The sequence below is a fragment of the Leptospira alstonii serovar Sichuan str. 79601 genome, assembly GCF_000347175.1.
In the GTDB taxonomy this organism is placed as follows: Bacteria; Spirochaetota; Leptospiria; order Leptospirales; family Leptospiraceae; genus Leptospira; species Leptospira alstonii.
In genome coordinates, this window is record NZ_ANIK01000022.1 from 5,001 (window position 1) to 17,426 (window position 12,426).

At 43.3% G+C, this 12,426-nt stretch carries 4 protein-coding genes (1 of these 4 cut by a window edge); 3 read left to right on the top strand and 1 reads right to left on the bottom strand.

Annotated elements, in window-relative coordinates; genetic code table 11:
- The 3 genes in view from LEP1GSC194_RS05210 to LEP1GSC194_RS05220 are tightly spaced (at most 11 nt apart) and all read left to right on the top strand, a layout consistent with a single transcriptional unit that may run on beyond the window.
- Positions 1-1,972, top strand: partial view of an LIC_11026 family protein gene (locus LEP1GSC194_RS05210; RefSeq protein ID WP_020772625.1) — the 3' portion only. 1,034 nt of this gene lie to the left of the window's left edge; the window shows 1,972 of its 3,006 coding nt (coding positions 1,035-3,006); its start codon lies beyond the left edge, outside the window; it ends in the stop codon at positions 1,970-1,972.
- Between the two features lie 11 nt (positions 1,973-1,983).
- Entirely contained in the window at positions 1,984-2,604 is a 621-nt protein-coding gene (locus LEP1GSC194_RS05215; protein WP_020772629.1) for a hypothetical protein, read from the top strand.
- Between the two features lie 3 nt (positions 2,605-2,607).
- Positions 2,608-10,374, top strand: coding sequence for a PD40 domain-containing protein (locus tag LEP1GSC194_RS05220; protein ID WP_020772624.1), 7,767 nt, complete (start codon positions 2,608-2,610; stop codon positions 10,372-10,374).
- Positions 10,375-10,403: 29 nt separating this feature from the next.
- On the opposite strand, the gene LEP1GSC194_RS05225 is transcribed toward LEP1GSC194_RS05220, so the two are convergent.
- Positions 10,404-11,435 (bottom strand): LIC10774 family surface protein, encoded by a 1,032-nt coding sequence (locus LEP1GSC194_RS05225; RefSeq protein ID WP_020772622.1) that lies wholly within the window; start codon positions 11,433-11,435, stop codon positions 10,404-10,406.
- Positions 11,436-12,426: the final 991 nt, after the last annotated feature.

The following is a 12,426-nucleotide window of genomic DNA, read 5'->3' on the forward strand; positions in this document are numbered from 1 at the left end:
AATTCCAAAGATGAAATTGGACGGGGAATTGAGCCTGGCTCCGATCACGATTTCCGGAAAAGATACCCGTCTGAAAGTTGCGGCGGACATTTCGGCAAAAGATCTTTTGATTTCCATCGGCGGAAAAAATCATAGGATTCCGGAACTCAAATTAGTCGCGGATTCCGTTCTCCATCCCTTTACGCAAGAAACGCCTAACGCGAGTAAGCCGATTCCCCTACTTGAAAATCTGGAACTCAAGGAATTTTTAGTCTCCTACAACGGGATGCAATTGGCCGCAACCGGAAACGTCGTCCGAGGTTCCCAGGTCGATTTGGATCTTGCGGTTCAAAACCTGAACCTTTCCGATTACGTAAAAACTCTGAACGGGGTTTTGGGTTTGCGGATGAAGGTCGGAGGAATATTCCATTCTTTGAATGTAAACGGAAACGTTCAACTGGCGGGCTTTCGGTTTCCGATGGGAAGAGGGAAGTCGTCCCCGATCCCGGTCAATCTCGATTTGAAATCTAGGATTCAATTTTCAAAACCTTTCGTTCCGGACTCGGTCCGTTTGGATTCCCTTTCGCTTTCTACAAAAGGAGCGGAAGGAAAGGAATCGCTTCTGATTTCTTCGGAGGGGATCTTATATCTTACGAAAGGTTTTCGGATGAACCTGAACTCTCTTGTTGTTAAAACTGAGCTCGATCGTTTGACTCCGACCCTTCCGTTTTCCCTCCGCGAAAGTCTCGTTCCCGTCAGAAACAATCTGGGCAATCAAATCGCCTTAAACGGGGGATTGGATTATTCCCTTATCGAAGGCGCTCAGTCCGTATCGGGTAAACTTCTATTCGATCTTCCCGGAATTCAAATCAGGGATCTTAGGATGGATCTCAATCTGAAAATCGAAAAGGATTCTTCCATCACTCTTTCGAATTTCGATCTCACCGCGTTTCAGTCCAAGTTTAGAATGACGACCAGCGGAGTTTTGAAAAAGGCTTCCAAGAACGAAGAGGGGGTTTTCGGAGATTTGATTCCCGATCTGAAGGGAAGTGTTTCTTTAGGATCGGAAAAACCGGCTTATCTTTTTAAGGGAATCAGTTTCGAAGGATCGTTTGCGATCGGGTTTCGGATTAAGAATTCGATTGCGAGCGGAAGTTTCGTTTCCAAAAACTCTAACTTCGGTTATACGAACGAGTTTTGTCCCGGCGAGGATTGTAAACTCTATCAAATCGAAGGTTTGAACGCCGAGTTTCCTTTCGTTCACGACCTTTCCCTCAAAACGACTCAGAATCTGATCGACGGAAATAAGGAAAAGTTCATTCGAACCTACGGAAGAATTTCTCCTCCGAACTTCACGATCCGACAGATCGTCGGAACACATCCCTCCATCAGCGGAATTCCATTCGATTATGTTAAACCGAAAAACGGTCAGCCCGGTCTGTCCGCGAGAATCGATTATTCGGAGAACTTTCTAAAATTAGAATATTTGAAAGTATTTACTCTCAACGGCCTTGTGAACGGAAAGGATATTCTCGTGAACGTGGGAGAGGGAAAACCCGAAAAAATGGAGTTCAGCGCCGTCGTTCAGGTCAAGGACATCGATCTGAAACAACTTCTTCCTCCCAAAACCAGATCTAAGATCGCCGACGGTAAGATCAAGGCGGACTTGAACGTTTCGGGAAGAAATCTCGCGGACCCCATTCCGAACGTTAATCTTTTTTTCAGTGTGTTTCAGATCGGCCAGGATTTTGCGAAAAGCGCGGTGAATATATTCACACCTTCGAACGTGTTCACGGATTTTATCTACAACAGTTACGCCGTGGACAAGATCGAAGTGGAATTGTCGAAAGGGCTCGTATACGCCGTCATTCAGTTTAAACGTTCCGTTTTAAATACGATCGTCAATTTGGAAAACAGTCAGATCTCGCAACAGAGAATGCCGCTTGCGAACTTCTTAAAAAGAGCGAGATCCGAAATCGATACGTATCAGTAAGGAGATTCAAAATGAAACGTCGAATTATCGATCAGAAAATTCTAATATTCTTATCCTTTGTGTCGGTCGCGTTCTTGGCCGGTTGTATCATCAAGTCCCCTTTGATCACTTTTACGCAGACCCAGACTTCTTCCGAAAAACAGATGATCGGAGAGGATCGTATTCTGGAAAAGGACGGCTGGCTGATCTCTTCCGTCAAAACTTCCTCCGCGGGTTCCGAAGTTTGGAAGAAGGATTTTTCGGGCGATAATTACGCAGGAGGAGATAAGGATATTCTAATGTCCTTAAGAGCCCTCGCTTATTTGGCTCCGGAAATCAAAACCTGGAAAGAGGAGGGTTTTTTAGCCGAAGGACTGGACGGCAAACTCAGAATCAATCCGGCCGCGGGCGAGGCGGGAATTAAAAACGACCTCTCCAAAAAGGAAGTGAAATTTCGAATCGATTCCCTGATTGCTCTTGCCAACGAACATAGAAACAAGGTGATCGCCGTTCGCTCCGGATCGGATCTGAAAACGATCTCTAAAGAAAAGTCGGAACACCTGAAGGTTCATCTCGAACAAACTTGGTACCGTCTTGTGGAAAAGGGCGAATACTTTGAGAAGTCGCCCGGTAAATGGATGCGTAAGGACTAGGTCATGATCCGATTCCCAGTCCCTTTACTGATCGGTTTTTTCTTTTTTTATCATTGTTCGGTCTTTCGTTCCTCCGCAAGGATCAAACCGTTGGAATTCAATTATTCTTCCATCGCCGTAAACTATTTCACTCCGGAAAACGAAAAACCTTTTCCGCTTACCGTTCAAAGGGGAAATAACTTATACAATTCCACGACCGCCGACGGGAGATATCTTTTTTATACCACGGGTCAAAAGGGAAATTACGACATTTGGTTTCGGGATTTGAACAGTTCGATCACCGTTCCGGTTACGGAACATCCCGCGCCCGAGTTCAAACCCGCGATCAGTCCGGACGGAAAAAAACTCGTTTTCGTTTCCGAACAATACGATTCTTCCGGGGATTTGATTTTACTCGATATGAATCCGGATCTCTGGGTCGAAAAAATCCTTCAAGGAAAACGGTTTGTAAATTCCGATTTTATAATATTAACGAATCCTAATTTTTCCATTCCCGGCAAAAAGGATTCTTACACGGACACGGACCCCTTCTTTTCCCCGGATAACCGTCGTTTGGTGTTTTCCACGGATCGTTTGACCCCGGGAATCCAGAACTTAGTAGTCCTGGACACGGAAGGTAAGGAGCCGCTGAAGCTCTTGACCCAAAACGGAGGAGCCTCTCCGGTTTGGTCTTCCGACGGTAAATCGATCGTTTATCTTTCGTATCGGGAAAGCGCTTCCGGAGACGTATATCTTTTGGATCTTACGTCCGGAAAAGACGAGAGGTTGACGAAGGATTCGTATCTCAACTTTTCCCCTTCCATTTCTCTTACAAAAGATAAACGGTATTTGTATTACACTTCGATCCGAAACGACACCAATAAAAACGGTCGTTTGGACGAAAGAGACAACAGTTTGATCGTAAGAAAGGATTTGGAGACGGGGGCGGTCCGAGAACTGACGTCGGGCAACGATTCCCTGTTCGATTCCAGGTTTTCCTCGTTTAACGGAGGTTCGGTTCTTTTTACGGCAGCATATTATAATACTCTAAATATCTATTTCATTCCCGCTTCCGGTTCCGTATCCAAGGAAAATGATATCATCTCCCAATACGAACTCGCTTTGAAATACAGGGATAAACAGAGTTTCGAGGATTTTCTGTTGGCGATCGACGCGATCGAGTTTTATTTTTCTCAGGACCCGATTTATCCTTTGATCGCCGCCAAAACACTTCTTTTGAAATACGAGGAAGCGAAAAATTCCGGGAGATCCAAAATCGCCGAAAACACAAAGAAGGAAATCCTAACCTCTCGATTGAATTCGATTACCGGACTCGGATACGGACTTTTACTCGCACACGAAAGAAAAACTAACGTTCCTCTCGCGATCCAAGAGCTTAGAAAATACTACGATCAAATTCGAGCGGTTCCCGCGATCGGAAACGATCTGTTGGCCTCCCTTTTGGAAGAAGAAGGGGACCTGGCCCGTCGGTCCGGGGACTTCCGACATTCCTTGAAAGTATATGATGAAATTCTAAATCAGTATCCGAATTATTATCGGATTCGGGATATTTATCGAAAGTCGGGAGATTTACAGTATAAGAACGCTTCCTCGCACGATTATAAAATCCCGGAATCCTTTTTTCGAGTCGCCGACGACCCTCTAATCGGAAAGGAAGATCTTAAACTCCTCTACGAACAGATCGATCGGGAAATACTCGCGGGAAAAAATTTCGTAGAACGAACGAACGCCGCCGAAATTTCGATTTCATCCAACGATTTGGAAAAAAAATCTCCGAGGTTGTTTCGATATTTCTTATACGTAAAGTCCCTGGGTCTGAACGGAAAAGGTTCTTTTGAAGAAAGTAATTCCTTGTTGAATACGTTTTTATCCGGTGTTCCCGAAACCGATCCTCTTTTTTTAAAGGGACATCTTTTGAAATCGGATAACTTCAAAGGACTCGGAGAGGTTCAAAAGTCCTTTGACGAACTTAGGATCTATTTGGAAAAATACGATCCGTTACTCGGGGTGGACTTGGATCAAAAGGAAATCGAACGTTCCTTTATCTATTTTGAAAATAAGGCCAGGGATCACGATCGCAGGGGAAATCTTCAGGACGCGGCCTTTCATTATTTTTACAATACGGAGAATATGTTTCTGGTTAAAAGCAGAAACCTATTTTTGAAAACCTTATATAAGGAATACGCGGTTTATTATCAGAGGATGATGGTGGATTCCGTTTTTAAACTTTCCGGTTCCTTGAGCGAGGAAAAACGGAAAGCTCTTTTGAATCAATTCGACGTAATCGATATCGCGAAGGCGGATCCGCTCGCGGAAGAGGGACTCGCTTATATCAATCAGTATTATAAGCAAGCGATTCCCAGGTCCAGGCCGGTTTTGGACTTGGCCACGTTATACGGTTATGCGTATTATTTGGTAAATCGGAGCGTCATCCGTGAGACGTATTACAACGCTTCCGACTCGATGACCTCCGCAAGAAAGGAGGAGATTCTCAGGGACTTTAAACAAGCTGAATACGAATTACGATGGATCATCTTTGCCGATCCGAGATATTACGAGGCTTATCAACTTTTGGGTTGGATGTATCAGTATGTGGACATCTTAAAAAGCAGAAAGTCCGGTGAGGATCAACCGAACGACGAAGAGAAGTATGTAAACGTTTATAAGAAATATTTTCCCGAAAAAAATTTCGAGGAAAACATAGAACTCTACAGTCAGGTGTTGGAACTTTTGGGGGAGAATTTCGAAAATAAAAAGGCCCTTTCCGATCTGAGGTTGAATCTTGGAAATAATTATTTTCTTTTGAAAAATTATCCGAAAGCCAACGAGCAGTATTCCAAGGTGGATTCTCTATCGGATTATATCATCTCCAAAACACAGTTTGAAAATCACCGTCAAAAAGCGATGTTCCTATTTAATTCGGCGAGATCCTCGATATACGTAGCCGATTATAAGTCCGCGATTCAAAAGTTGAAAGCCGCTTCCAAACTGTATTTCGAAAACGAATCCAAAAAAACCCTAATCGGAAAGGATAGCGCTGAAAAACTCGGACAGTACAAACTCAAACTCGCGCTTTTGTTCACGTTAACCGGTCTTTCCTATATGGAATCCGGCGAGTTTTCAAACGCGGTGTCTTATTATAAGGACGCGCTTTCTTTAAACGGGGAAAATGGTTGGATCGACCCGGTCAATCTTCACAACGGGCTTGCTCTTTGTTATCAAAAATTAGGAAAATATAAATTATCGGAATTGCATCTAAACAAAGCGGACGGAATCGTTTCAGGCCGGGGCGGATCCGGTTGGATTCCGAAAGGGGTAAAACTCGCTTTCTGGGATTACTTTTGGGATTGGGTTTGGGAAATCGCGCTTCCGGACGGAGTTCGTATTTCCGGAGAAGGAAGATTTCCGGAGGCGATTTCTCCCAAGTTTCAGCCCTTGATGACCAGCGGAATTCGGGTGAACAATCTGATCGCGTCGATGGAGATAGAAAGGGCGATCGAAGAGATCAATTCCCGTTTGGCTTACGTAAAGTCGAAAGGTTTGAGTTCCACGTTAGCCGGTTCTCTCATTCGATCCAATTCGTTTAACGATTTGGGATATTTACATTTTAAAAGAGAGGAATTTAAATCCGCAACGGAGACCTACGAACAGGCCGAAAAATTCGAAACCGAAAAGGGATTCGCTCCTAAGGCGAGAACTTCCTTTAAAAGGGGGCTTTATTCTTATTTCGGACATTTGGAAAATACGAAAGAAGGTCCCGAGCTGGAACTGCAAAACCTACGTTCCGCTTCCGAACGTTTGATTTCCTCCAAAAATAATTTCGTTAAAAGTTGTTTGGGCGATACTCAGGAAGAGACGGTCCATTCCGAAACCAAAAAATGTTTATCAAGGTTTTATAATGTTTTTCCCGATCACGATCCGACTTTGGCGTTGGTTTATTATTATCAGGGGGAGCAGTTTTTTAGAATGGGGGATTTTCCGTCCGGTTTCGAATTGTTCGGGCGGGCCGCCGGACTTTTGGAAAATCCCTCCATGGTTCCCAAAGAAATCGTCGGTCTTGCGGAGGATCCTTATTCGAGAAAGGAAAGGTTATCGTATTCGATCGGCAGGGCCAATCTTTACGTTCGATTGGGCGATCCCGAAAAGGCGATTGCGATCCTGGATCTCGCTTCCGAATCCGCAAACGAATTTTATTATATTCAGGAATGGATCGAAACGCTCGTAACCCAGGCGGAAATTTTGAGAGAGGGAAAAAAATACGCGCAGGCAAAAGAAAGGATCGATCGCGCGGGTTCCCTTTTGATATCGCATCCCCATTTGATAAACGAACTTAAGTATTTTTTAATATACAAACTTTTTAAAATACAGTCGGAACTCAATTTCGAATCGGGTCGGCTTGCCGAAGGATTTAAAAGTCTGGATCGGCTTCGCAGGATGAATCTGTATCGTCAGTTTGTGAAAATTCCCCACGAATCGGAAAACCAGAGTTTCACCTCCGATGTCGCAAAATTGCAGAACCTCGTCAAAAAACAAAAATTCTCTTATTCGGCGATTCAGAACGCGTTGGAAAAAAAGGAAAAATCCGAACATTTGCTCAAGGACTATCAAAGTATTTCCAAGGATTTGGAAAGGGAACTTTCGGCCATCCATCGAAAGAACCCGGACTTGGACGGATATCTCGGTATATTTTCGGAAGAACCTTCGGCGACCGCTCTGCTGAGTGCGGAAGAAGGTTATCTTAGAATCGAATCCGCGGACGATAAGGTGCGGATCTATCGCGCCACTAAATCGGACGAGGAATATACGGATCAAACCGGAAAAACGGAAGAGGTTTTAAGTCGGATCTCCAATTCGGGAAAGATTCCGTTCGTATCCCGCAGGATTTGGTTCGTACAATTGGGAGACAATATCGATCTCGAAAAGATCGCTAACGTTCTTCCGGAAAAATTTTCCCTGATTTTCAGAACGTCTCATCTGATGCCCCTTCAAGAAAAAGACAAGAGAACGACGCGTAACGTTGCGATTGTGGACGGATCGCCGAATTACGAATCGGAGCTACCCGTAAAAGAAATAGCTCCCAATCAGATCCTCGCTCGGCTTTTGGATACGGATATGCTCGTGGCTCCGTTTCCGAATATCGCAGGAGGTAATCCTTTCGGGGAGAGTTTATCCGCAAAAAATCTCTCTCTCCGGGATCTTTTTCACAATCGTAACGAGATTTCTTCGGTTCTTTTTTACGAAAAAACGAAACCGGATCTTGGAAAAATCTCGGCGGTTTACGAGGTGTTAAACGCATCAGGAATTCGTAATGTTGCGATTTGTTTGGGGAATTCCTCCTGTACAACCGATCTTCCGGAAAAAGCTTCGTTCGGTTCCGGAAGTTTATTATTGGGTTCGAGTATTTTAAGAAAAAAGGAAACGAACAGGTCCGTCGAAAACCTACGCGTTTTAGCCAGAGAAAACGAAAGGAAAGAGAACGTAAGAGAGGCATACACCCACGCGTTTTCGTATCGATCTTTTCAAAAAACGGAAGATAAGCTCCTTTCCGGTGAATTGGATCTGCTTCGTTTAAAGTGGAAACTTTCGCCCGAAACTACGATGGAGGAAATCTACGAAGATCTTTTGAAAAACGCCGAGGAACGTTCGGCAAAGGATGCGGTCTTATTTTCGGCGCTTTTGACCTGTTATCTCGACAAAAATCCTTCCGATTGTTCCTCTTATTCTTCCGAAGACTTGGAGGATTCTTCCAAGAAGAACCTGCTGAAAAATTTGTATTCCTTGAGGAACGGCAAACCGGTCGTTTCCTCCTCGTTAAGGGTTGCGGATAAGACGATTTTCCCTTTTTACGATCCTTATTTATATTATAAGAATATTCTAAAAATTGCAAGAAGCAATTACGAGCCGGAGATCGGCGAGTTTGCGGGAAAACTCGCGCTTGAATTTTCGAACGACCCCGAAGAGATAAAGTCGGTGGAAGAAATTTTGCAGGGGTTATACGCCCAAAAATATTTTTTACAGGGAGTCGCTCTTTCTAAAAATCAAATCCGTAGAAAGGAAGAGTTGTTTCTGATTCTTTCCGGAAACTGGAAGGAAGCGCTCGAAATCCTAAAGAAAAAGGAAGACGAGGAGGATACGGGAAGATTTAGGGAAAGATTGTTCCGAAATTGGAAAAGAGAGATCACCGGGGCTTGGTTTTCTCCGTATTCGCTTTATTCCGAAGTTTACGGAAATTCCCCCAAACTATTCGAATCGCTCGATCCGGAAGAAAGAAGTCTTTTGTATCATTTGATTTTATATTCGGTTCCGTTTCAGGAAAACGAAGAGGTGGATTTTCTCGCACAATCCTTGGTGGAATACGAATGGAATACCGGAGCGAAGTCCAGGGCCCTTCGTATGACTCTCGGTTACGCGCAAGCGCTGTTTTCAAGAGGGGAATCGTCCAAGAGCAAGGATTGGACGGATAAAATCGGTTCCCATTTCGAGATCGGTCCCGAATACGAAAGTATATTCAAAGATAAGAATATTCTGATGGATAAATTCCTGTTTCATCAGGGTAAAATCTCCTCGGTCGCCAACGGTACTGAATGGCTTCAGCTTTACGAAAAGGCGGGGACAAAAACTCCGAACGAGTTTATCGAATTCTTAAATTCCATGGTTCGATCCAAACGGGGAAAAAGTTTTAGTTCCAAGGAAAGGACGGAGCTGATCGATCTGATTACTTACTTGCAAAAACTTTCTTTTAAGAAAAACAACTCCGAAACGTTCTTCGATCTCGCCGTTGCCAAGGATCTTTTATCCCTCACTCGACCTTTGATCTTAAATTATAGTCCCGATTATAAGGACATTCCCGTCTTCGTTTCCGTTGCGGATAAACTCAAGGAAAAACTTCCGGCCGATCAGGAGTTTCTTGCTGTGATGGATTTTGGTCTTGAATCTTTTTATATTCGCTTCTTAAAAGGAAAGTCCAAAGGAGATCTCGCGTTTAAGGACAATCGTAAACTCAGGGCTTCCTTGTTTCAATATTTGGAAGAAGCGGCGAGAGGAGGTTACGAGGTTCTTCTTAGGGAAGAACTTGAAAACGAATACAGAAGAAACATCAAACTTGCGAAAAACAAACTGACCTATCTTTATTTGAGTTCGTATCATTTCAGGATTCCTTTGGTTCCAAGAACCGAAGATCGGTTTTATCTCGTAAACGATCCGGAAGCCCTGATCACAAATCCGGTTTTTTCCACTAAGGAGGAATTTGCTCCCGAATATCGGATTCAATTTTTAGCAAGTTCCAAGTCCCGGGAAACTTGGCAGAAGTCTCTGAAAGACCTTGAAGTTTTCGAGGCGGGTTCGGGTAGACTCGGCGTCGATCCCAAAAGTCGTCTTTATATTCTTCAAGAACCCTTGGAGATCGTCAATCAAGTGAGTTTAAGTTTCGGAGGAGGCGCTCTAACAAGTTCCTATGAAACTCCAAAAAAAGGAAATTGGATTTTCACTTCTTCCTTTTTGGACGAGGAACGTTACGATATTCAGAATTACAGGGATTCTTTTTATAGGATCGCTCGAAATTTTTCGAGCCCGGGAGTGATTTTTATCGGAGACCAAACAGATACGGCACATGTGGATTTTTTAAAACGTTTTACCAAACGAAGCGGAACAAAAGTTCCGCTTTATATCCGATTTCAAGAAACGTTAGACGCCATCAAAGAGGCCCATCCTTTGGATCGGATTTGGAACGGTTATCGGCTTTATACGAATAGTTTTATATCGGAAGAGTAAGCTTAACGGATAACTCACGTTATTTACCTTTAATCGCAATGGTTCGGAGCTAATGAGTATCCAAAAATATCCATAGTGCCGGTCGGTGGAGGCGCATATATATCGATTCCCGGTGGAGGATAACTCGTAGAAGAAGTTGAATACGTTGGAACGCTGTGATCCCATTTGGTATTCTGAGCGAAAAGTCGTTTACCTTTTTCCAATTGAAATACTAAGTCCATTTCTTCGCTGCAAGTAATGATATTGTGTCCCTTACTTCCTAAGTCTCCTCCTCCTAAATCCGCTAAAGCGTACGGACGAATGACAATACCGTATTTGTTGCGATGAATCGTATTATATTCCACTTTGCTAAAGTGTGTGGTCCCATCGAAAAAAATACCGACTCCGTAATTGTAATTCGGAGCTTCCTTTTGTCCGATGAAATTTCCGCTGATGGTATGTCCGCCGGATTGGTACGTAAGGTGGGAAATATAGATCCCTTTGGAGATTGTATTGTTCCGTATTTGGACGCCGTAAGTAGTGAGTTTGATAGGATTGGTTAAATCGAATCCGGCAATGATCGTGTTATTTCCGACTTCAAACGCCGTATCATCCCCATCGTTACGATCAAAACGAATCGAAGTCGGGCCCGTATTCGGGTGGTTTTCGTATCTACCTCGGTATGGGGACGAAGAACTGCCTATACGTCCTTTTCCGCCCTCGTCCCCTATAAGAACGAGTCCGTCTGGAAGTTTAATCGGAAATTTTTCACGATCGTAATATTGCCCCGGAGCAACGTAAATTACGCTGTGGCTTGTCGCAACGGATGCAGCTTTTGTAATACTACGGTAGGGTGCGGCCTTTGTGCCTAGAAAATTGTCGTTTCCGGACATTCCATCCACGTAAATCGGCGTGCGGATGATGATTTGTTGAGAGCTTCTCTCAGGATTTGCGAGGTTCAAAATGGGCGTGTCGATAATTCCCAAAAGAAGCGCTAAAGAGTCGGGTTCTCCTTCTTTTCCATGGGAACAGCCGCCTAACAACAAACTTAAACTGAGGCATAACAAAAAAAATCGTTTCATCGTTTCTCCTAAATGGTCGCGACAAAATTTGAATTTTGTCTTCGAATTAGCTCATTTAACAAACTCGTCCCGAATATTTTCACAAAAAGAAAAAAAGTTTCGTTTTTCAGGTTATAACCTTAAAAAATTTTAGGAAATTATAAATATTGAATGTGTTATGATTTTAAATCAAAACGTTTAAAATCCTAATGCCGAACGATCTAAATGGGGGTACGCGTTAGGTGTTATTTCTAACCTAAGTTCGGCGTAAGAAAAACGAACGATCCGTGGAAACTCAGGTGAATTGTTTCCGGAGGCCGGTCCGTAGAGATGTATCCGTTGAGTTTCCTGGGTCGGCATTCAGGGAGTGAGAGAGAATTCAGAAAGCGTTTCACCGAGTACGGAGATGGAACGGACTTTTTCAACTGATGAAGATCGCAAAACCCACTCGTACGGAAATTCGATCGTTATCTTTGGATTTTATAGAAGTTTTTGAATGAAAAAATAACCCGAAAACGATCCCAATTGATACTTAAGTAAAATTTAATAAACTTTCCGAATCTGAAAAAATTAAGGATCAGAATTCAAATACAATTCATATATATGTTTAGAATAAGCGGACTATCATTTGTATTCATTAGAATATCGTAAACAGTGAAAGGTTTGGTTTTCACTAAAAAAGCAAACGGGAAGATAAAAGGTGAAAATGATGAAAATAAATTCAAAGATTCCAACGGGTTTCTTTTTAATAAGAACTTTAGAAAATCCATATACAAATCGAGGAAACTAAAGCGTCTCGCTTCTATTGGCGCTCGAGGAAACTCAACGTCTCGCTTCTATTGGCGCTCGACGGGGTTATGAATGGAATCGTTTATCGTAAGGTTACGTTTTAATTTCTCAAAAAAGGGGGAGAAAATGGGTCGTTGGATAGTTCTATTAGTATTTTTGTCGGTTTCGGTGGGAGTCGGTTTCACTTACGGGGTAAGCCCCGCAATTATCGATCTTTTATCGA

What these genes read in the sequence shown, in the direction of transcription:
- LEP1GSC194_RS05220 (WP_020772624.1), top strand. Translation starts at nt 2,608, where the DNA reads ATGATCCGATTCCCAGTCCCTTTACTGATCGGTTTTTTCTTTTTTTAT.
- LEP1GSC194_RS05225 (WP_020772622.1), bottom strand. Translation starts at nt 11,435, where the DNA reads ATGAAACGATTTTTTTTGTTATGCCTCAGTTTAAGTTTGTTGTTAGGC.
- LEP1GSC194_RS05215 (WP_020772629.1), top strand. Translation starts at nt 1,984, where the DNA reads ATGAAACGTCGAATTATCGATCAGAAAATTCTAATATTCTTATCCTTT.